16 protein-coding genes are annotated in these 21395 nt (G+C 61.0%); 4 read left to right on the top strand and 12 right to left on the bottom strand.

The window, feature by feature from the left end; all coding sequences use genetic code 11:
* Positions 1-9 precede the first annotated feature (9 nt).
* Entirely contained in the window at positions 10-441 is a 432-nt protein-coding gene (locus tag D5261_RS09045; protein ID WP_119324194.1) for an Imm1 family immunity protein, read from the top strand.
* 77 nt (positions 442-518) lie between these two features.
* On the opposite strand, the gene D5261_RS09050 is transcribed toward D5261_RS09045, so the two are convergent.
* From D5261_RS09050 to D5261_RS09085, 8 genes are all read right to left on the bottom strand, one after another.
* Positions 519-1205 (bottom strand): hypothetical protein, encoded by a 687-nt coding sequence (locus D5261_RS09050; protein ID WP_119324193.1) that lies wholly within the window; start codon positions 1203-1205, stop codon positions 519-521.
* Between the two features lie 15 nt (positions 1206-1220).
* Positions 1221-3515, bottom strand: coding sequence for a cadherin-like domain-containing protein (locus D5261_RS09055; protein ID WP_119324192.1), 2295 nt, complete (start codon positions 3513-3515; stop codon positions 1221-1223).
* A 227-nt stretch (positions 3516-3742) separates the two neighbouring features.
* A complete protein-coding gene (locus tag D5261_RS09060; RefSeq protein WP_119324191.1) occupies positions 3743-5923 on the bottom strand; it encodes a glutamine synthetase III family protein in 2181 nt (726 codons plus the stop codon).
* A gap of 314 nt (positions 5924-6237) precedes the next feature.
* Positions 6238-9258, bottom strand: coding sequence for a malectin domain-containing carbohydrate-binding protein (locus tag D5261_RS09065; protein WP_119324190.1), 3021 nt, complete (start codon positions 9256-9258; stop codon positions 6238-6240).
* Positions 9255-10247 carry a sugar-binding protein gene (locus D5261_RS09070; RefSeq protein WP_119324189.1) on the bottom strand — a complete coding sequence of 331 codons (993 nt, stop codon included), beginning with the start codon at positions 10245-10247 and terminating at the stop codon, positions 9255-9257. The genes D5261_RS09065 and D5261_RS09070 overlap by 4 nt, the downstream gene beginning before the upstream one ends.
* Before the next feature lie 64 nt (positions 10248-10311).
* A complete protein-coding gene (locus tag D5261_RS09075) occupies positions 10312-11430 on the bottom strand; it encodes a phytanoyl-CoA dioxygenase family protein (RefSeq protein ID WP_119324188.1) in 1119 nt (372 codons plus the stop codon).
* 144 nt (positions 11431-11574) lie between these two features.
* Positions 11575-12450, bottom strand: a complete 876-nt coding sequence (locus D5261_RS09080; RefSeq protein WP_119324187.1) for a helix-turn-helix transcriptional regulator — start codon at positions 12448-12450, stop codon at positions 11575-11577.
* A gap of 72 nt (positions 12451-12522) precedes the next feature.
* The gene (locus tag D5261_RS09085) at positions 12523-13473 is read right to left on the bottom strand and encodes a hypothetical protein (protein WP_119324186.1); all 951 of its coding nucleotides are present in this window, start codon (positions 13471-13473) and stop codon (positions 12523-12525) included.
* Positions 13474-13643: 170 nt separating this feature from the next.
* Here D5261_RS09085 and D5261_RS09090 point away from each other — a divergent pair, with 170 nt between their 5' ends.
* Positions 13644-14525, top strand: coding sequence for a DNA-3-methyladenine glycosylase family protein (locus D5261_RS09090; RefSeq protein WP_119324185.1), 882 nt, complete (start codon positions 13644-13646; stop codon positions 14523-14525).
* Between the two features lie 80 nt (positions 14526-14605).
* The gene (locus tag D5261_RS09095; RefSeq protein ID WP_125206270.1) at positions 14606-15349 is read left to right on the top strand and encodes a hypothetical protein; all 744 of its coding nucleotides are present in this window, start codon (positions 14606-14608) and stop codon (positions 15347-15349) included.
* Positions 15350-15700: 351 nt separating this feature from the next.
* Here D5261_RS09095 and D5261_RS09100 read toward each other — a convergent pair whose 3' ends face one another.
* The 3 genes from D5261_RS09100 to D5261_RS09110 all read right to left on the bottom strand — a co-directional run bounded on the left by D5261_RS09100 (position 15701) and on the right by D5261_RS09110 (position 17444).
* Positions 15701-16564 carry a 2-oxo acid dehydrogenase subunit E2 gene (locus D5261_RS09100; RefSeq protein WP_119324184.1) on the bottom strand — a complete coding sequence of 288 codons (864 nt, stop codon included), beginning with the start codon at positions 16562-16564 and terminating at the stop codon, positions 15701-15703.
* Positions 16565-16688: 124 nt separating this feature from the next.
* On the bottom strand, positions 16689-16994 hold the full coding sequence (locus D5261_RS09105) for a hypothetical protein (protein ID WP_119324183.1): 306 nt from the start codon (positions 16992-16994) through the stop codon (positions 16689-16691).
* A gap of 135 nt (positions 16995-17129) precedes the next feature.
* A complete protein-coding gene (locus D5261_RS09110; protein ID WP_119324182.1) occupies positions 17130-17444 on the bottom strand; it encodes a hypothetical protein in 315 nt (104 codons plus the stop codon).
* Positions 17445-17782: 338 nt separating this feature from the next.
* Between D5261_RS09110 and D5261_RS09115 the strand changes: the two genes are divergently transcribed.
* Positions 17783-18571: a hypothetical protein gene (locus D5261_RS09115; RefSeq protein ID WP_119324180.1), complete on the top strand. Its 789-nt coding sequence runs from the start codon at positions 17783-17785 to the stop codon at positions 18569-18571.
* An 86-nt stretch (positions 18572-18657) separates the two neighbouring features.
* Here the strand turns inward: D5261_RS09115 and D5261_RS09120 are convergent, their stop codons facing one another.
* Positions 18658-21360, bottom strand: a complete 2703-nt coding sequence (locus D5261_RS09120; protein ID WP_119324179.1) for a bifunctional YncE family protein/alkaline phosphatase family protein — start codon at positions 21358-21360, stop codon at positions 18658-18660.
* Positions 21361-21395: the final 35 nt, after the last annotated feature.

Genomic DNA, 21395 nt, shown 5'->3' on the forward strand with positions numbered 1-21395 from the left:
AATCCTCTCATGTTCGTCACCATTATGAAAGCCTATGGCTTTGTCAACAATCGCCACACCATTGCGCGGGTCAACAAACCCGATTGGGAAGATATCGAAGTCGCGATCCGGCGTATGGAAGGCAAGTTTTACACCAGCGTTAATATCTCGAAGACGGCGGAGACGGAGAAGGATGAGATCTTTACGCTGACGATCGGCGGCGGTCGAAAAGACCAGTATACTGTTTCGGTGAACTTCGAATCGAAGCACATCATCCATAATCTCGTGAACCCGATGCGCAGCATGCTGGAGGTGGTCGAAGTGCCGATCGGCGTGGAAGCGTTCCAGGTGCCGCTGCGCGAGATTGTGACGCTGGACGAAGCGCTCCAGGCGGCGCGCACGTATGCGGAGATCGGCGTGCTGGATTCGGCGCTGGTCTGGGATAAGACGCTGGTGATGTGAGGCTGTTGTCTCGGGAATGTGTCAGATGAGAGAAGTGCGCCGCGACAGATCATTACGATCTGCCGCGGCGTTTGTGTTTAGCGGGCGGCTGCTCGCAGCGAGCGGCGGCGCAGTCTCATGGTCAGCGCCAGACACCCGCCCAGAACGGCGAGCGCCAGGTTCGGAGACAATTCCGGAACTGGCGGAGGCGTCGTTTCATTGACGTCTGGGAATGCGGCTGGAGAGGCGGTCAGTGAGTAACGTGCAAAATCATCGTTGTTATAGTCGGTCTTTGTCAGATCGATCGTGGTGATGACGAAGCCGGTATACGGATCGTTGGACGGCAGCGGCGCCCCGGCGGAGTCCAGAATGGCGAACGTGAAGGAGTCCGGATCGGGCGACCCGATCTTTGTTCGGCTCAGGTCCACGGTAAAGTCGAATTCACTGCCGGGCGTGAAATCCTGAGTGAATTCATTGACGAACCCGGTGTCTTTGAGCGCTACCGATCCGTTCGAATGCAGGAACGCGCCGCCGGTGAAGCTCTGCGCGCCCAGCACGCCGCCGTTCCCGGCGGACAACTGGGTGAGCGTAACCGTGCTTCCGGCCGATCCCGTCAAGCCGAAGTACGCGGTATAGTGATCGCCGGCCGCCAGCGCGGGCAGGCCGGTCGTATCCAGAGTCGTTTTATAGAGCGTCGCCGCGTGCGCCGTGACGCCGCCGAGGAAGAACGACGCTCCGGCCAGTAATATCATGCCGCTCTGGATGCGGCGTTTTGTCGAGATCATATTCGAAGCCTTTCGTTATCGTGCGCCGGGACCGGCGAGGACGCGCGGGGTGTAGCTAATCGCGGCGAGCGTGGGATCGTTGAATTGCAGGGTAATGGAAATTTCCTGTCTTGGATACAGCAGGTTTATGTCTTGATCGACATAAGGGGAGCCTGCCGGGGTGATGATCTCGGTAATGCCTGTGTCATTGGACAGAGTGGCGTTGTGTAACTTGTCCAGAACCAAACTGATCGGCCCCCGAAATGCGTCTGCGCCGTTGTTGATCAGCCGCACCTGCTGTGTGAAAGTGGTAGAGCTGGGAGTTCGGATATAACCGCCTCGGATAATTGTATATTTGCTCGTAACATCTTGCGCGGCGGGCAGGATATTGATATAGATCACGCCTGGTGTTGCCCCGCCGTGTCCATCGCTGACAACGATTGTGAAGCTATCTTGTAACGGAAATGGGATGCTGGCATTTGGCTGGTAGGAAAATGCGCCGTTCGATTTGAGCGTGAGCGTTCCAGTGGATGGCGGGACACTCAGCGACACCGTAAGCGGATCGCCATTTGCGTCACTTGCGAGCGACAGCAATCCAGGCGCTGCTTGCGAAAGCACTCGGCCCTGATAAGCGGTGAGTGTACATGGAGCGACGGTTGGAGGGACATTGACGAAGTTAATGGTCAGGGATACCGTCGCGACGTTCGAATATACGTTGCCGTCAAACGCCTTATACTGGAAACTATCAGAGCCGTAATAGTTTGGGTTCGGTACGTAGGTTAATTTTCCGGAGAGAGTCAGCAGTTGTCCATGAACTGGATTTTTCGTGATCGTATAGCTCAGCGCGTTCCCATCGACATCCGAGGCGTTCGGCGTGATCACGGCCAGCGTGTTCTCATTCAGTGTTTGCTGGCTATCGAATGCGACCGGTGGGTCGTTGACCGGAATTACAGTGATATAGACTGTCGCCGGAGCGCTGTAAGAAACGCCGTCGAAGATCTGGAAATCGAACTTGTCCGTGCCGTTGAAGTTCGGCGCGGGAGTGTATATGAACGAGCCGTTCGGGTTCAGCACGACGGAGCCATGGGCGACGGTGCTTTGGGGCGTGATTGCCAGAGATGGCTGAGCCGGAGTGTACAGCACGGCTGTCAGGTTGCTGATGTCCGAGTTTCCATCTCCGCCTCCACTTAACAATGGGCCTTTCGGGACAGAAAGCGCAGTATCCTCATACGTACTGTAAGAATGTGACCCGTTTCTAGGTACCCTATGCGGCGTGAGTACGATGAACCCATTGTTGTTTCGGTACAGCACTGGATCCCATTCAGCGCCTGTTCCAAGAATTACTCCCGAATCATTGATTCGGTACAAGGTGCTTGCATACGCCATTGGATGCCCGACAGCAGTATATTGGATTTTTGTGGGCAAGCCGTCCAGTACAAAATTACCAATCGTGTCGGCGCTTCCGATAATTTCACCTTGGTTGTTGATGTCCGCTGCGTAGGAATTACTGCTGGATGATATTCCTAGCGTGGAGTTCAAATCCTGGATTGTTCCCGAGACAGTTGCCAGGAACGCGTGCGAGCTGGCGTTTCCCGTGGTTTCCGCGTTGCCGACTACCTGACCGCTATTGTTAATTGACGCTGCACGCGCATAGTATCCGCCTAGGCCGCCTAGGTCGGTCGCTACTCCGGTATTGGGATTCCAGAGAAATGCATGTGAAACAGGGAAATTCCAGCCATTCACGAGCGCGGTCGCTCCCGTGTTCCAATAGCCGCAGACAAAGCCGGTATTGCTGATCCTCAAAGCGTCGCTGTCGCTGCTGGTCGTGAGCTGCTGGCCAATGTCCAAGGCTCCGGCCGCGGGATCCCAGCGCGCAGCGCGGAGATGCCCCGCGACGGTAATGTGGCCGGCGATCTGACTGCTAGTCGTCAGGATTTTCCCTGGGCTATATGCAAATCCGCTGAGATTCAACCACTGGATTCCCCCGAGCGTGTCTCGAAAGAAATCTCCGAGCGGCGAGCTGGTTCCCAGTGTTTGCCCTTGCTCATTAAGCGCCAGCAGATTATTGTTGGCGGTTCCCTGCGGCGCAACATCGTGGAATCCTGTCTGAGCGTCCCATACAAAACCGTGATAAGTGTCTATGCCGGCAATTCTGGCGTAATAATAATTGCCGCTGACTTGCCCCTGGTTGTTAAATCCCGTAAGGGTTAAGGCGGCGTTTCCCGGAGCGGCGACAAAATTTCGGATATACTCCTGTGCGCAGGCCGGATGGATGCTGGAAGCCGCCATTCCTAGCGCTGCAATTCCGTACGCGATAACGCGTTTTTTCATGAAGACGTGTCCTTTAGCATTGAGGATGCGGGCATTAAGTCCTGATCATTATACAGGGATCTGTGACCTTGTTCGCCAGATTTGACTGTCGATTCGAAATCTTTACTTGTTCTTTGTCATGCAATGAGAAATCCTTAATTTTCGTATTGTTGTTAGCGCTCTCTTGAGTGACAAAAAAAGCCCAGCCGCCTGGATGGCGGCTGGGCTGGGGGGCTTTGAGCGGGGACTTACTTGATGAACAGCATCTCCTGGAAGGTCGGGAGGGGCCAGAGTTCGTCGGCGACGACGCCTTCGAGGGCGTCGGCGGCGGTGCGGACTTTCAGCATGGCCGGGAGGACATGGTCGCGGAAGTGCGTGGCGTGGGCGAGGGTGTCGCCTTCGTTTTCGTGCGCCATAACCTCTTCCAGCGTGGCGATGCCCGCTTCGAGGGAATCCGTCAGGTCGATGACCTGATCGAGTAGGGTGGTGTTGGGAGTCTTGCCGATGTTCTTCAGGTTGATCGCCAGCGACGAGAGCTGCGACTGGTAGGTGAGGGCGGCCGGCAGGATCTTCGTTTTGGCGATCTCCAGGGCCAGCATGGATTCGGTGTTGATGTCCAGGCAGTACCGGTCCAGCCAGATCTCGTAGCGGCTTTCGACTTCCCGCTCGGAGAGGACGCCGTACTTGCCGAGGACGGCGATGTTCGCGGGATCCGTCAGCGCCGGCAGGGCATCGATGGTGTTGCGCAGGTTCGGCAGACCGCGCTTGGCCGCCTCCTCATGCCAATCTTCCGAGTAGCCGTTGCCGCCGAACACGACCGCGCTGTGCTCGGTCGCGATGCCGGACAGGACCGTCTGGAGGGCGTCGTTGAACTTCTCAGGATCGCCGCCCATCTCCTTTTCGATCTCGGTCGCGACGAAGTCCAGGGAGTCGGCGACGATGCAGTTCATCACCACGAGCGGCCAGGCGATGGACTGGTTGGAGCCGACCGCGCGGAACTCGAATCGATTGCCGGTGAAGGCGAAGGGGCTCGTGCGGTTGCGGTCGCCGGCATGGCGCGGGAGGGTCGGCAGGGTATCCACGCCGATCTTCAGCGTGCCCGAGGTCTTCGAGCTGCTCGCTTTGCCTTCCTTGAGCTGGTTGAAGATGTCTTCAAGCTGTTCGCCCAGGAAGATCGAGATGATGGCCGGCGGCGCTTCGTTCGCGCCAAGGCGGTGGTCGTTGCCGGCGGACGCGACGGAGGCGCGCAGCAGGGTGGAGTACTTGTGCACGGCCCGGATAGTGGCGAGGCAGAAGACTAAGAACTGCGCGTTGTCGTGCGGGTTCTCGCCCGGATCGAGCAGGTTGCCGAGCTTGCAGCCGAGCGACCAGTTGACATGCTTGCCCGAGCCGTTGATGCCGGCGAACGGCTTCTCATGCAGCAGGCAGGCCATGCCGTACTTCGCCGCCATGCGCTGGAGAGTCAGCATGATGATGTGCTGGTGGTCGTGCCCCAGATTGGCGCTTTCGTAGACGGGCGCGATCTCAAACTGGCCGGGCGCGACCTCGTTGTGGCGGGTCTTGATCGGAATGCCCTGCTTGTAGAACTCGTGCTCGGCCTCCATCATGAACGCCAGAACGCGCTCCGGGATGGCTCCGAAGTAGTGATCCTCGAACTCCTGGCCCTTGGGCGGCTTCGCGCCGAACAGAGTCCGGCCGGCGTTCAGCAGGTCGGGGCGGGCGAAGTAGAAGTTGCGGTCGATCAGGAAGTACTCCTGCTCGGGGCCGGCGGACGCCGTCACCATGCCGAAGTCCGAGTGGCCGAACAGCTTCAGGACGCGCGACGCCTGCTGGTTCAGCGCCTGCATGGAGCGCAGCAGCGGGGTCTTGTGGTCCAGCGCCTCGCCGGTCCACGACAAGAAGGCCGTCGGGATACAAAGCGTGTTGCCGTTGGGGTTCTCGTAGATGTAGGCCGGGCTGGTGACGTCCCACGCCGTGTAGCCGCGCGCTTCAAAGGTGCTGCGGATGCCGCCCGATGGGAACGAGGAGGCGTCCGGCTCGCCCTGGATCAGCGCGCTTCCGGCGAATTGGGCGATCGTGCCGCCGGCGCCGTCCGGATCGAAGAAGCTGTCATGCTTTTCCGCCGTCAGACTGGTGAGGGGGTAAAAAACGTGCGTGAAGTGCGTGGCGCCCTTCTCCAGCGCCCAGGTCTTCATCGCCGACGCCACTGCGTCGGCCAGGCTCGCGTCGAGCGTTTCGCCCTTTTCGATCGTCCGCTGCACCGCCTTGTAGACTGGCTTCGACAGCAGTTCGCGCATGACCTTATCGTTGAAGACGTTCGTACCGTAGAGGGACCGGGATGTCTCCCCCTCCAAGTCGATCGCATTGACGAGCGGCTTGTAATTGATGACCGCGGATATGGCCTCTTGTCGGCCGGTTGTTGACTTCACTGCTGAACATTCTCCTTGTTGTGGTCGACGCAAACAAAAAGCCACGCAATGGAGGAATCCATCCCACAAACGTCGGGGGACGGAGCTTCCAGTACGTGGCTGCAGAGCCAAAATCTAACAACGATGTCAGAGTGAATACTTGCCTATTATGGCGCAGAGCGGCGATTATGTCAACTCGCTTGTTTACAGAAGCTTCGCCGCATTCTGCAAACGGCCAGACCCTCTAAGAGAGCGTCTGGCCGTCGAAGAAAGTTCCCAGAACGGTCAAAACGATGCTGATGGTCTCTCCCGTCGCCCAATTTACCGAGAGAAGCTCAGAGCTTTGCGATCACTACGGTCTGGTTCAAGGCGGGGGCGGTTGCCGGGAATCGCAGTGCGGTCGCTCCAGCGCCAGACTGCACATAATATTCCAGCGCCGGCGCGGCGCTCGGGGCCGGCGGCAGGGCCGCTTCGTACACAGACCGGGCGACGTGCGCCAGAGGGATGCGCTGGAATGCGCCGCGCCCCAGCCGCCGCCAGTAGAGAGCGCCGTTCTGGACGCCGCCCAGCAGGATCACTCGAACGTGGAGACGCTCGCCGGGCGCGGCCTGGCCGCGCAGGGTGGGGACGATGATCCGCGCGCTTCCCCGATAGCTGGCGGAGGGACGTATGGAGCCGGGCAGCGCGCGGCCCAGCGCGGCGGCGAGGTCGGCGTCATGGATGTCCAGGAAATGCGCGTGGCGCAGTGTATGCGTTTCTAAGTTGTCGATCGTGCCCAACGCGCCGGGCGTGTTGACTGTCGCCTCCTCAAGCGCGATCACTTGATCCCAGGCGCGGGCGAGCTGGATGCGCAGATCCAGCGCCTGCGCCGCCAGAGTCTTTTTCTTTTTGGGGTCAGCATTGGATTTGAGGGACTCCATGGCGGCGTCGAGTGCGCCGCGCACGCATCCGGCAATTTGCATGGCGCGGGCGGCTCGGTAGGAATTTCGCCAGAAGTCGAAGCGCTCTCGGTTGCCCGCGCCGATGATTTGGGGACGCAGGGCGGAGAACTGATCGACAAAGGCATAGCGTGTCTCGATCAATTTCCAGGGCTGGCGGTCAGGAGCGACATTGCCAGGACCGTCGAGCCAACCGATGGGCTTGGGCATGTTCATGCCGTCTACCTTCGATAGGATCTTGCCGGCGCTTGCCGCGATTTCGGGGCCGAAGTTGGCGCGCGCGAAGTCGGTGTAGAAGGCCAGGGTGGGGGCCGTACGGTGGTCATCGCGCGCTGGGACGGGGGCGAGATCGGTTTCATAGCCCGCGACGGCAGGGCCGCCGCAGTTGATTCGTCGGACGAACCCCGCGCCGCCCGGATGATTGGGCGCCGCTGTGCTTTGAACCACGATTCCGGCGATGGCCGGCATCTCCACTTCGCGCGTGAAGGCGATTTTCAGACATCCATCGGTCACAAGGATCTTTGGATAATCGAAATCCAGCGCATGGTTCCGCCCAGCGCGGGCGAAGATGTCCAGATGCTCCAGGACTTGCTTTCCCTGAAGCTGAACGCCGAAGACGCGCTTGCCGGCCTCGCTGTAATGCGGCTCGTTGAACTTCAGCGTCACGGTGTATGCGCCGTTCAGAACGTGGAGGAAGTAGCCGTCCACATTGTAGCGCACGGATTGATAAACTGCCGGCGGATTCGCCCCAGCTACGGCTTCGGCGGACACGATCGTCCGCCCGCCGAGCACTCCTTCCGTTTGGCCGTTTGGAGCGCGGAAAAGCGAAGGCTTGGCATAAGACTGATCCCAGGCGGCGTCGGCGAGGGCGGAGACGTTCGCCGCTATCTCCTGAGTGCGCCAGTGGATGCCGATCAGGCCCGCGCAGCCCAGACGGCGGGCGTCGGCGGCGTCGTACATCATGCGGCCCACCCATGGCTGTGCGCCGGTCAGTTGGGGATCGTTCTCCAGCCAGGGGATCGCCCATGTTGGCCGATCCTTGATCCGCGCGTATCCGGCATCGACCGGATCGTTGCCGGTGCTGCGGTTGATGCTGCTCATGGGGACGTCTTTGGGCAGGAATCGGTCCAGCGCGGTCCGGTCGTTTTGTGGGCCCAGCACCCAGCCGCAGGTCGCGAGCTGAAACGGTTTGCCGAGCGCCGTGAGCGCATCTTCCGCCGCCTGAATGTCGTCGGTCGTTTTGGCGAACTGCGCGGGTGTGTTGCCGTTCCATGTCCAGTCTTCCGGCGTCCACAGCCAGTAGTAATCCACGGGATAACGCGCGGCGATTCGCCGGAAGGCGCCTTCGTAAAGATCGCGTTTGACCTTGGGGTTCCCGGGATCCATGCCCTCGGCGCGCAGGCGCTCCTGAAGCGCGCTGGGCGCGATCATCGGAGTTTCGGTTCCGATGCATGTCTTTACGCCCAGCGCCTTTGCCTCTGCGAAGACATCATGGAGCAGGTCGCCCGTTTGATGGAAGAGCTGGACGGACTGCGCGGGCGTTTGCGTCCAGGGATCCAGTCCCCGCATGACATCGGAGCCGTAAATATCGGCGTCAAAGAGAGCGCCCGCGCCGCCGGAAAACTCCTTCGTTCGCGCCGCCGAATATCCCCAGGTCTCACGTGAATTCGTATACCAGGAGGCGGGATAGGCAAATGAGGCGCGCCCCTGGGCGTCCACGTCTTTCGTTTGCCCCAGCCACACCAGCGGCTCGGCGTTCGGCCCGCCCTCTGGATAGGCATGCAGGCCGAGAAAGTTCATGCGCATCTTGGCGAGCTGGGAGATGTAGGTCAGATAATCATCCTTGCTCCACCAGTCCGGCCCTTCGGGGAAATCGTGAAACGGCTGAATGCCGCGAATCGCGAAGAGGGGCTTGCCGGTTTCATTGAGCGTGGGGATAGACCATGCGATCTTGCGGTCGGGCACAGTGTCGCCTTGCAGATAAAAGCGCACGCCCAGCCGCTCGGCGAATCGATACACGCCGTAAAGCGCGCCGATATCGCCGCCGCCCGCGATGACCAGAACGCGCCCGCCATGCGCGGACGTGATCGTCTTCAGCAGGTATTGCTCGGGCTTCAGCGCCAGAATCGCGCCCCGCGTCGCCGAATCTCGCATGGCCTGGCGCAGGATCGGGCTGTTTTTGGGGGCGATGACGATCGCATTGCCGCCGGACGATGGCTCCTGCGCTCCCACCGACGCCAGACTGCCGGTGCGCAGATAAACATAGCGCAGCGCCTCATGCGCCGCCAGCGTTTCCAGCCGCGTCGGATTCGGGGGCGTGAGAATGATCGGAGGGGCGGCCGCGCCATGGGCCTGAGCGGCCGCAAGCAGAGCGAAGGCGGGAAACACCTGCCGCCAGCGCGAAGTTCGGATTGTCATGAGCGTCCACGCATCGTCTGGAGTTTTTGAGCGAAATCATCCACGCTGTCCTTCTGAATGACCAGTGTCGGATAGATGATCTTTTTGTCTGCGGGGATGACCGATTTGTCGCCCCCGAGATATTTCGCCATGATCGAAATGGCGTCGTGTGTGAAGGCGTACGGCTGCTGGACGACCGTCGCGAAGATCGCGCCGCCTTTGACGCCCGCGAGTGTTTCCGGTTGTTCGTCGAAACAAACAATCGCGATTTTGCCCACCTTGCCGGCGTCCTGGACTGCGTTGAGGATTGCCGGGCCGTTGTAGCTCCAGAGGCCGACCATACCGGCGAGGTCCGGGTATTTGACCAGCCCATCGGCGGCGTTCGCCTTGGCTTTGGCGGTGTCGCCGCCGTCAGTGCGTACGTCCACAATCGTGATATTTGAACCTTGGACCGCATCTTTGAGGCCATTGAGCCGGTCCTGGGCGTTCTGGGCATCGATCACGCCAACAAAGCACAGAACTTTTCCGCCCTTCGGCATTGCTTTGAGAAGTGTTTTGCCGGCCTGGCGCCCCGCGTCCACATCATCAGTCCCGATATAGCAGGCGCGCTTGCTCGCGGGCGCATCGGCGTCGAGGGTGACGAGCAACAGCTTTGCGGCGGCGCCGTCCAGCATCTCCTGCTGGTTCTTCTGGTCGAGCGGACTGATGGCGACGCCATCCACGCCGCGTGCGATCAAATCATCCACCACGCGCTTTTGTCCGGCGGCGGTCAGCTCATCGGGAATGCGAAAGTCCAGCGTGACATTCGGCAGCGACTTTAACGCCGCCTCCGCCCCGTCGCGCGCGACAGTCCAGAAATCCGAATTCCCGTTGGTGATGATGGCGAGCTGAATTGTCTTTCCTGCGGGGCTGGGCGCGCCGGCGGACAACGGACGGCGTCCGCATCCAGCCAGCCCGGCGACTGAGCCGGCGGCCAGCGTGAGACAGAACTCTCTTCGGTTGATCTTCATAAGTGTTCTGAGAGAAGGTGTAGCCCGGTCCCCATCGGCTTCATTGGGGATCGGGCTACATTGCTTATTTGTCGTCGTGATCGTGGGCGGCGTACGGATCGGCGGGGGCGGCGCCCATCAGGCCGCTGTCCATATCCGCCATCATGGCAACGGCGTGATCGCTTTCGCGTCGGCGTTCGTCGGGAGAGAGCAGGGCGGCGCAGGGCGTGCCGAAGCGGGGGCGGGCGAAGGGAAGGTGGGTGTCGCCGCGCGCTAAGATATGCGAGCCGTTGGTCATCCCGGTAATCGGGTCCACAGGCTCAGCGCCCATCTGCGCGATATCCGGGTCCGCGCCCCACTGCGTGAAGGAGCGGGCGTTGCAGAAGTGGCCGACAAACGAACGCCGCACGCGGTCGGTCGTCCAGTTTCGCTTGGAGCGGTGCAGGATATGGCCGCCGAAGAACACGACGTCGCCCGCCTTGGCCGAGACAAGAATGTTGTCGTATCCTTGAGCGACACGGCTCAGATCGTTCTTCTCGTCGTCGGGATCGCTGACGCCGGACACGGATTCGATGTCGCTGATGTGCGTGTCTCCGTAGCCGTAGCCTTCGCGCGGCGGGTAGACCGGCTCGGCGCTGCTGCCCTTCGCCATCCACATCGCGCCGTTGCGCTCATCAGCGTCGTCGATCGCGATCCAGGCGCCGCACAGCGTGTCGGGGTGGGTCGGGATATAGTAAGAGTCCTGATGCCAGCCCTGGCCGGGTTTGCCAGGCGGCTTGAGGAACAGCATGGACTGGAGCGCGAGCAGGTCCGGTCCGATCAGGGCTTCCAGCACATCCAGAACGCGCGGATGCAGCAGGTAGCGCTCGTGCAGCTCCAACTTGCGGTGCAGCATGTGAATGCGCAGATAGTACTGGACCTTTTCCTCGGGGCTCAGATGCGCCGGCGGCGCCTCCAGGCCCTGCATGCTCACCGCGCTGTCGCTGCTGGTATCGCGTTCGGACATCTGCCGATTCTGCTCCGGCAGCCGGCCCTGCATCAGGTCCTCCGTGTGACGACGCAGCTCATCGATCTCCTCTGGTCCGACCAATCCCTGGACGACGAGAAAGCCATCCCGTCGGAAACGTGTATATTCCTCCATGCTGACCCGGTAGCGATCCGCGCGCTCCGGCGCCGTTTTCTCCGTCTCCAAATGTGTTGTCATAATTGCCCTCTCCGCAGAAATCCCATTCCGCCGCGGCGATGATTGATGGTGCTATTATAACAAGACGAGACGGGTGTGGGAATGTCCCTATTTGGCGAATTTTGGCTGATGAAAGATCAATTTTAGATATACGGAGAATCGCGCTCAGCGATGGGAATCGAGATGGTGAGTGTGCCAGAGGACGCGTGGGAGCGGCGGCGCTTCTCCCTCCCGCACGGCGCGGCGCAGTTCGGTGGCGGTATGGCCGAACGCTTCCCGGAACAGACGCGCGAAATGGAAGGGGTTAGCGAAGCCGGCCAGGGCGCTGATTTCGCCGACGGAGTAGTTCGTGCGCGAGAGCAGGCTGGCGGCGTAGTCGAGGCGCGCCAATCGGACCATGGCGGCGGGAGAGAGTCCGATGGAGGATTTGAAGAGGCGGCACAGATGCTCGGGCGTCACATGCGCGGCGCCGGCGAGCTGCGTCAGCGTCAGCGGCTGTGCGGGATCCGCCTCCAGCGCCCGGGATACGAAATTAAACGCCGCCTCCACCGCCGGCGGCCATTCCTCGCGTCCGAGCGCGCCGACCGCCATGGTATCCGTGAGGTATGCGTTGAGAATCTGCGTGACCGTCAAGGCAAACTGCGCGTCGCCGGCGCGTCCGTGCCATGTCAGCAAGTGTCGAAAAAGCGGCCGGATAATATCATCCTCCGGCAGCGCGCGCACCAGCGGCCATGTATCGGGACTTGGGGCCTGGCCCGCTTGGGGCTCGATCAGAAAATGGACGTAGGCGTGCCGGGTCCGCCGGTGGCGGTCCCATTGAAAGAAATCCGTCGCGCCGGGCCGGCACAGCACAAGGCTTCCGGCGGGCGCGTCGGCTTCCTGATCGCCCCATCGATACCGCGCGTCGCCCTCGATCGTCCAGACAAACTCATAGTCGCGCATCGCGCGCGGGCCGAAGCTTGCGCCGGGGGGGTAAATGGCGACGCCGCAGTCGGTGGGGCGGCAGATCGTGAGGGATGTTTCGCTGTGTGTGGACGTCACGGCGCCTTCTTTGCAAATCGCGTCGCCGGGCGCACCGCCTCGGCGACACGATTATACCCGCGCCTGCGACGGTCAGGGACGCTCCAGGGTGATCTGCATCTCGCGCCAATTCCCATGGGCCGCCGTGACCATATTCGGCTTGGCGCCGTCCGCCTTCAGCAGCAAGGAGACGCCGTCCGTGGATTCTTTCGGATCCAGCCCGAACGCCTCATTGCGATACATTCCGGTTTCCTTGATCTTGAGCGGCCCGCCATCCACGAGTTTGGCGGTCAGGTGGTACGGGGCGACGGGGATATTGTTGACGTAAAGGCTTTGAGCCCATCCGTCCCCCACCATTCTGCGCACCACGATCGTTCGCCCCTTTCGGCCATCGACCAGCGGTCCTTCCGGCGTGAACGTCAGCTCGATCTGTGAATTCGGCGGCAGGGCTTTGGAGTTCGAGTCGCCCGCGTCCGTATCGATCTGATAATTGACGATGACCGTGCCGCCGTAGTAGTTGCCGGAATATTGCGGGTTGTCCTGAACGCCCGCGCGGTCGGCGACGCCGAAGGGAACCAGAACCCAGTTCTTTACCGCCCCGTCCGCGGTCGCGAAGCCATCGATGTCGCCGTCCGCCGGGCATAGTCCCATCGCCGCAATCCCGTCGCCATACTCCACCGTGTAACCGGCGCAGTAAAAGCTGGCCGCTCCCCAAGGCGCCGCGACTTCATAATAACCCTTGGCGTCCGTCTTGCCCGCCGCGCCGGAATAGGCTCCGCCAATCGCCGATGACCGCACGCCGATCACCGCGCCGCGCAGGGGATGTCCCTGGGAATCCCGAACATATCCCCGGACGATTCCCCGCTTGATCGCCAGAGGAATGTCCGCCGGCAGGCTCGGCTTCGCCTTCCCCATCACGTTGACGCAACGTGTGGACGCCGCAACTTCCACCACCAGCGGCTCTGCCGCAGTCGCTTCCGCATGAGATAAAACCGGCGCCGACAGCAGCATCGCCGCCGCGCAGGTTGTTAGAAATCGTTTCATTTTGCTTCTCCTGAAAATTTTGCGCCTCGAAATTCCTGAGGCGTGGGAGTGTTTTACCGGAGGAGCGTGTACAAAACGTGTACAGCAATGTGAAAAATTATTGTGCTTGCCGCCCCCTCGTTGGCCGCGCGTCCGAGCGGCGAACCTGCTTGGATTGGCTATAATGATTCATGCTGATTGAGATCCCTGTCGCCCCCGATTTTTCCTTTCACGAAACGGTTTCCTCCCACGGCTGGCGCCGCCTCGCTCCCTTCCATTGGGATGAAGAACCGGCTGTCCTGGAGCGCATCGAAGCCCTGAACGACGGCTCCGTGGTTCACCTCAAGATCCAGTCCGAAGGCTCCACGGTGATCGTCGCCACCACCAGCGAGGAGACCGACGGAGCCGAGATCGCGCGTCGCGTCCGCCGCATGCTCCAGCTCGACCTTCCCATCGACGAATTCCACGCCTACTGCGCTACGCGTCCCGAACTCGCGCACATTCCCGGGACCCTTCAAGGCCGAATGCTGCGCGGCTCCTCCCTGTTCGAAGATGTCTCAAAGGTGATCGCCACCTCCAACACTACCTGGGCGCAAACCATCGCCATGACGGACCGCCTCGCCGCCCATTTCGGCTCGTCTCTTCCTAGCGACCCGGAGCGCCACGCCTTCCCCACGCCCCAGCAAATCGCCTCTGTTCCCTTCGCCGAATTCGCCGCCCTCGCCAAAATGGGCTACCGCAACGCCTACGTCCACAAGATCGCCACCGACATCGCCGCCGGCGCCCTCGACATCGAATCCTGGCAAACCGCCCCCCTCCCCGCCGACGCCCTGCGCAAACATCTCCTCTCCCTCCCCGGCGTCGGCCCCTACGGCGCCGCCTGCCTGATGCTCTATCTCGGCAAACCCGCCCACGTCAACGTCGACAGCTGGGCGCGCACGCTGCTTGGGAAAGAACTAGGGCGACCGGTGACGGACAAAGAGGTGTACGCGTACTTTGAGGGATACGGGGAGTGGCGGGGGCTGGTTTATAACTTCTATCCGTGGAAGAAGGATGAGGCGGCGGAAGCGTAGGTCGATCTGCAAGACAAAGTGAAAACCAGACTGATTTGGCCTATTTGTGCAACGGCGTCAGAACGATATCAAGGTCAAGCATGACAGACGAGAGTTCCAGGTTTAATGAGGCCATCCGGCTTCGTTCAGAAGGCAAACACCAAGAGACAATACGTATCCTGAGCGATCTGCTCGTGATTAATCCTTCCTATGCTCTCGCCCGTGTCGCTAGGGGAGTCACGCATCTGGTGGAAGGGCAATCAGAGCAGGCTCTGGAGGATCTTCTTGAGTATAGACGCAGATCTCGGCAAGTATCTCAGCAGTCCTGTGAATTCATTGGCGTGGCGCTATGGTGTACCGGAGAACGCGAGCGTGCGTGCTCCGACTGGGCGGACCAAATTCGCAAGACACGGTCCCAAGTGATCCTCTACACGGATCCCGCCGGCGGTGTGGCTCCAGGGGGATTACTCTACTGGGCGTCTCTACATCCGGGTCTGTCACACTATTCTGAAATTGCTCGTGAATGGCTCTTGGAAATCTTAGCATCGCGCGAAGCGCGGCGCGAATGGCCGCGTCCAGTGGCTCAGTTCCTGATGGGGATAATCACGGAAGAGGATTTACTGTCGGCCACACAATCGAAGTACGATGTGGTGCAGGGCCTTCGGCAAATTGAGGCTAGATTTTATATCGGCGCACAATCGCTGGAGCGGGGTGATTTCGGCTCCTATCAAAAGATCCTGGAGACGGTCGGGCCGGGGCCAATGGGACATATCGGATGTGAGTTCATACTTGCGAAGCATGAACTCGATAACGGCCAACCGCCCGTAGGCGGCATCGATTTTTAGTGGACGCCCAGCACACGGGTCTTGCGGATGATGATTTGGAGCGATGGGACTCTCAATAACAATTTCATGCCAGAGCTTCGATGGCGCTAAACGACTCAGGTGATTGATATTTTCGGTGGCTATGATGATCTCACTGGGCGGCGCTCCGAGCGTCAGTGTCTGAGCCGCGAGGATAACGTCGCCATCTAGGGCCTTATCATGCGCCGTCGCTAGTCCCGACTGTCGGACTTGAGCCCAGAGCTCGGCTGCCCAGAGCATCGCCGGCGTCGTAATCGGTAAATATTCAAGGGCCGCTTTGATGCGATCCAGCCTCAGTAATCCATTTGCTTTGCCGGCGCGACCCGGACATCTTTAAACCGTCGCGGCGCTGACCTTCGGCGCTGTTGCCTTCGGCGCATCGAATACCTCCGGAAACCGCTTTGGGTTCAAAAAGATCTTCTGGAACCTCCGCATCATCAGACCGCCGTGGACGCCGTCGGCGTAGCGGTGGTCGAAGGTGAAGCTGATGGTGACGCATTCGGCGACGACGACTTCGCCTTTGCGGACGATGGGCATGGGGCGGGGGCGGCCGACGCCGATGATGAGGGGGCAGCGGCAGTAGGGGGAGAGTGGGACGAGGGCGTTTTCGATGCCGAGGACGCCGAAGTTGCTGATCATGACGGAGCCGAAGCGGTCGTCGGGCATGCCGAACTGTTTGAGAGAAACGTTGACGGTGTAGTGGAAGAAGTCTTCGAGCCACATCGTGATCCGCAGCAGCCAGATGGGAAGGCGCTCGGTGATGGAATCGATCTGCCGGGTTTCTTCGTCCGCGCCGGTTTTCAGACGGGTGAGAGCGTCTTCGGCGAGCTGGGCGACTTCGCCGAGGCTGTGATTGGGGACGTCGCGCAGGACGAAGCCGGAGAGGTCGCGGCCTTTGTCGGTGCTGAGGAGCGTGGTGATAAAGACGTCGGTGCGGGCGCGCCGGTAGAGCCGGTCCTGGCGTAGAAGATGGTTCAGCTCCGGGTGCTCCTCCAGGCAGTTCGCGACGATCTTGCCGATAAAATAGGTGAGCGACGGTTTGGGAGTGGACGGGTATGACTTGAGAAACGCCTCGGCTTCCTCGATCGGCAGATCGAACCAACTGTAAGTGCTAGGATCGCGCGGATGCCGCCAACTGGCGATGGCGATCTTGCGATAGGTGGTGAGCGGTTGTGTCTTACCGAGAGGAATGTGCATGATTCAGTTTTCCTTGAGTGGAGGCTCGCTCGTCTCCGCCAGTATATCACAATCCCCGCCCTGTTCCAGCGCATCAGGCTAGGTTTCCGCCGCGCAACGAAGTAAGAGGCTGTGGCGCTTATGATTATCGGCTTACGATATTCCCCCGGGCGTCGAAAACCATCACCACGCATCCCTGGGCCTCTACGGGAGCCATTCCCGACCAGCCCCGAATCTGGACCCACAGCGGCTTCGCAAAACTGGCGATCTTCGCCGAAGTCGCGGCGTTCGCGGTATTGGCGCGAAACCCCATGATATAACCGTTCCCCCAGTCATAGCTGTCCTGCGTGATGGCCGCCGTCGGGAAATGCTGGCGCGTCAAATTGCCCACCAGCTTGAAATTTTCCTCGAAACTGTTGCGGGGGCTGAGCTTCTGTGGCGGCGGGCGCATCGCTCTTTGTCTGTGGCAGCCGATGAGGCAGGCGCCTGCGGCCACAAGAAGCGCAATTCGGAATTTCTGGCTCATAATAACGAGATTTTAGCGGATGACTGAGAAGTCCGCATGAGCAGAAAGACCTATTTTGCGTTATGGCTTCCAGAAGGTCATCAGCATTCCGCCGGAGATGATCAGCACGCCGCCGAGGATATTGGGCAGGGGAAGCCGTTCGTGGGACATCGTCACGCCGATGATCTGCGAGATCACGAAGAAGATGGCGACATAGACCCCGAGCAGCCGCCCGAAATCCCAGCGCGGCGTGTTGACGACCACGCCGTAGGTGAACAGGACCGCTGCTCCCAGGACCAACCCTACAATGCGATGGCTGGTGATTCCCCATCGCACAATCGCGTCGCCGCCCACTTCCAGCAGGGCGGCGAGCGCCAGCAGCATGATCGTCCGCATTCGTTTATTCCTCTTTCGCGCGTCCGGGCGATGGGCGTCACGATGATCCCATTTCATCCTCGTTATACTCTCGAATCACTCGGATTTGCCTGGGGCCGGGAACAATCGGCGCCGCGAGGCGTCCATTAAGCATCCGCGGAACGACGCCGCGGCGGCCGCGCAAACCCGGGGCCGCTTTCCGATCACCGACCGTCTCGCGATGTTTCAAGGACGCGCGATTACGGGTAATGACATAAAAGACGCGGCAAGCAAGCGGCCTGTCTCCGAAGACGGTTTCTTCCGCGAAGTTTTCGCACACTCGATTTTAGGACTCTGGGTTCGCCCAGGAAAGATTAAGGATGAATAACATGTTTTACGGACTCAATTCGCATCGTCGTTTTCTGACGGCTCCTCTGGCGGCGATGGCCGCCATCACTCTCAGCGTGAGCGCACCGAGCGCTTTCGCGCAGTCGAACAAGCAGGTCGTGCTTCGCTCCGGCACCGTCATTCCCGTCAAGCTGAACACCGAGCTGTCGTCCAACAACTCGAACGTGGGCGATTCGTTCACCGCGAGCGTCGACAACAGCAAGCAGGCGTATGACGACATTCTGCACAACGCCACCGTCGAAGGCGTCGTGCAGGAAGCCACGCCCCAGGAAGGCAAAAATCCGGGAACGCTGAAGCTGGCGTTCAAGCGGCTTCGCCTCTCCGACGGACGCACTTACTCCATCTCCGGAAAGCCGACCGGTCTGGACTCGAAGTCGGTTAAGACCGGCGATGACGGCGTTTTGCAGGCGAAACCCAACACGAAGAATAAGGACCTTACCTACGCCGGCTACGGCGCCGGCGCCGGCGTGCTGGCGAGCGTCCTGGGCGGCGGCAAGCTGAAGCTGGAGAATATCCTGATCGGCGCGGCGCTGGGCTACGGCGCCAGCCAGCTCACCAAGAGCCAGGATGTGCATGATGTGGATCTGAAGGAAGGGACCGCCGTGGGCGTGCTTCTCGACGACAGCGTGAAGTACTACCACCGTCGCACCGGTTCGACCACCCAGACGCCGAGCACGGGCAAAAGCGGCAAGTACTACACCTATCAAGGACACCCGTACTTCCTGAACTCTCGCACCGGCGAGCGCACTCGCCTCGACTAAGCCACACGGCTTGATCCGAAACCAAAAGGCTCCTCCCGCGCATAGCGCGGGAGGAGCCTTTTCTATTGGGGAGCGGCGGTGTGAGATTAATCGTCGTCGCCGTCGTGTTTGCGGCTGGCGGCGTGGGCGCTCTTGGGAGCGGGCGCGGCGCTCAGGCCATGGCGGATGGCGGGCATTGTGGAGCCGGCGCCCTTGACGCTTTTCCAGAGGATCTCATTGAGCGTCTGCGCCGGCGCGCTGTCCGGGTGCGTGAAGTCCATCTTGCTGGACAGCGCCGCGAGGCGCGCCATCGTGGGGTTGGACTTCAGGGCGACGATCGACGGGTTGAGCTCGCCGATGATACTGGCGTCCGGCAGGATCGCCGTGTAAACATCGCCGTTGGTCGGGGCCGTGTCAAACGCCTGGATCGGGTCGGCGATGGCGTCGTACTGGCTCAGAGGCTTGAGGCCCAGGAGGCCCTCCACGGTCTTCAGCACGCTGTCTGTATTATAGAACGTGTGGTCTACCGTGCTTTTTTTGATCCAGGGACTGATCACATAGCAGGTCGAGCGGTGCGCGTCCACGTGATCTGGGCCATCCTGGGCGTCGTCCTCGATCACGAAGATCGCGGTGCTGTCCCAGATCGGGCTCTTGCTGACGGCCTCGACAAGCTGGCCGATGGCGTAGTCGTTATCGGCGACTTCGGAGCGCGGCGTGTGCTTGCCCGGCGAGGTTCCCTGCGTGTGATCCTTCATGAACCGCACGGTCTGGAAGGTCGGAACGGCCTTTCCGGTGGGATCCTTCGCCAGGAGCTGATTGAACTCGGTCTTCCATTCGGTGAAGCGGCTCGGCGCCTGGTGCTTGCCGTAGTTCGTGATCTTGTAGAGGAACGCCGGGTTGCCGGTCTGGTTGTAGTAGGTGATCGGCGCTTCGCTGTCGGCGTAATCGCTGTCGAAGCGGCGGAAGTCGTAGTCGCTGACGCCCGCGAGGTCGTGTCCCGGAGGCAGCAGGCCGCTGGCGGCGGGATAGTTGTCCGGCAGCAGGCTGCCGACGCCGAAGGAGTAGAAGAAGCCGTAGTTCCGGTAGGAAAGCTTCGCCTTCTTCACGGCGTCCCAGATGTGTCCGGCGGGGGCTTCGGTGACGTCGGGGATCCGGGGCAGGCCGCCCGGGAAGACCGGGGAGAGCGTCTTGCCGTCGGGATTGGCGGCCGGGAAGCCGCCGGTCAGGTAGCCGTTGTTCTGGCCCTCGAAATCATAGTTCCGGCCGCGTCCGCTGTAGTTGTACGGCAGGTTCTTAATGACGTTCTCGGTCGCGATGCTCTGCGTGCTCCACGGCCAGCCGTCGCCGCTCGCCTCGCCGCAGTCGTAGAAGTTGTCCAGCAGCACGAACCGCTGCGCGATCGCATGGAGGTTCGGCGTGACCGGCTGGCCGAAGATCGCCAGCGACGGCTGTCCGTTGCCCGTCGGCACATCGCCCAGAACCTGGTCGTAGGTGCGGTTTTCTTTGACGATATAGATCACGTGCTTGATCTTGCCTGCCTTCACGCCGATGCTCGAAACCGGGTTGACCGGGTTCGTGGTCGTGGGCGTGATGCGGTTGTTCGCCAGAGCCAGTTTGGTGTCCTGGGCCAGCAGGACCGAGTTCGGGACGGCGATCGTTTCGACGTTCCCTTCGATCAGGTTCAGGATATACTGGCCGTTCGGGTCCGTCAGATAGCCGGGGTTCGGATTGCGTGTCACGGTTCCCTTGGCGTTCGCGACCAGCAGCCTTTTGCTGTCGGTGGCGACCACGCCGGTCGGATACCAGCCCGCCGGGATGTACCCCTTCAGCGAATTGGAGGCCAGATCGACGACGCCGACCGCGTTGAAGTCGCCCAGGCTGACATACAGCGTGTTCTCATCGGGCGAGAGCGCCAGGCCGTTAGGAGTGACGCCGGCCAGGCCATGCGCGCCGGTCGGCTGCAGCAGGATTGTGTCGACGATCGCATTTGTCGCCGTGTCGATCACGGAGACGGTGTCGCTGTGCGCATTGGAGACATACAGGCGGGTCTGCGTCTTGTTCAGCAGAAGTCCGTCCGGCTGCGCGCCGGTCGCGATCGACGTGATCAGCGCCGGGGCGGCGGGATTGGACGTATTCAGTACGTACACCGCGCCGTCGCGCTCGCTGGTCACGAACATCTTGCTTCCATCGGCCAGCGCCGCGACCGAGAGCGGGTAGTTCGGCGTGCCGTAAAACGACGCGCTGAAGCTGTAGCGGCCGACCGAAGCACCGGTCGCGGTGCTGTAAATGGCGATGCTGCTCGGCTGGAGCGGCGTCGCCGGGTCGTTGTTGGCGACATAAAGGTAGCCGCGCGAATCCGTGGCGACGCCGGCGGGGAAGTCGTGCGCCTGGGCCGCGATCGATCCGGTCTGCGTCAGTGTCCCATCGGCCGCGAGGGCCAGGACGGCGATGGAATCGTGCGCGCCCTGGGCTGCGTAGAGCTTGCCGTCGGGGCCGAACGCCAGGCCGTAGTAAAGTCCATTGGAGCCGTCGGCGTTGTTCGGGAAATCGACATGCGAGACGCCCGCGCCGGTTTTGGCGTCGATGGACCAGAGCGACTGCCGAAATCCCATATCCGTGGAGACGGCGTATTTGCCGCTGGGGCTGAGCACGATATTCATCGGCAGGCTGCCGACATTTTGCACGGCGCCGAGCGGCGGCAGCGTGATCTTCTTACCGGTGACGAGAACATCCTGCGCCTGAGCGGAGCCGCCCAAGATTGCTATTGCGGCAACAACTGTCGCCAGTTGTTTGGCTTTCTGGATCATCATAGTCTCCTGTATCTGTTTGCTTGCTTCATGAAGAA

The organism is Capsulimonas corticalis (assembly GCF_003574315.2).
Classification (GTDB): domain Bacteria; phylum Armatimonadota; class Armatimonadia; order Armatimonadales; family Capsulimonadaceae; genus Capsulimonas; species Capsulimonas corticalis.

Coding starts and splice junctions, on each gene's coding strand:
- D5261_RS09075 (WP_119324188.1), bottom strand. CDS start 11,430: ATGACAACACATTTGGAGACGGAGAAAACGGCGCCGGAGCGCGCGGAT.
- D5261_RS09085 (WP_119324186.1), bottom strand. CDS start 13,473: ATGAAACGATTTCTAACAACCTGCGCGGCGGCGATGCTGCTGTCGGCG.
- D5261_RS09120 (WP_119324179.1), bottom strand. CDS start 21,360: ATGATGATCCAGAAAGCCAAACAACTGGCGACAGTTGTTGCCGCAATA.
- D5261_RS09050 (WP_119324193.1), bottom strand. CDS start 1,205: ATGATCTCGACAAAACGCCGCATCCAGAGCGGCATGATATTACTGGCC.
- D5261_RS09115 (WP_119324180.1), top strand. CDS start 17,783: ATGAATAACATGTTTTACGGACTCAATTCGCATCGTCGTTTTCTGACG.
- D5261_RS09105 (WP_119324183.1), bottom strand. CDS start 16,994: ATGCGCCCGCCGCCACAGAAGCTCAGCCCCCGCAACAGTTTCGAGGAA.
- D5261_RS09095 (WP_125206270.1), top strand. CDS start 14,606: ATGACAGACGAGAGTTCCAGGTTTAATGAGGCCATCCGGCTTCGTTCA.
- D5261_RS09065 (WP_119324190.1), bottom strand. CDS start 9,258: ATGACAATCCGAACTTCGCGCTGGCGGCAGGTGTTTCCCGCCTTCGCT.
- D5261_RS09070 (WP_119324189.1), bottom strand. CDS start 10,247: ATGAAGATCAACCGAAGAGAGTTCTGTCTCACGCTGGCCGCCGGCTCA.
- D5261_RS09090 (WP_119324185.1), top strand. CDS start 13,644: ATGCTGATTGAGATCCCTGTCGCCCCCGATTTTTCCTTTCACGAAACG.
- D5261_RS09045 (WP_119324194.1), top strand. CDS start 10: ATGTTCGTCACCATTATGAAAGCCTATGGCTTTGTCAACAATCGCCAC.
- D5261_RS09100 (WP_119324184.1), bottom strand. CDS start 16,564: ATGCACATTCCTCTCGGTAAGACACAACCGCTCACCACCTATCGCAAG.
- D5261_RS09110 (WP_119324182.1), bottom strand. CDS start 17,444: ATGCGGACGATCATGCTGCTGGCGCTCGCCGCCCTGCTGGAAGTGGGC.
- D5261_RS09055 (WP_119324192.1), bottom strand. CDS start 3,515: ATGAAAAAACGCGTTATCGCGTACGGAATTGCAGCGCTAGGAATGGCG.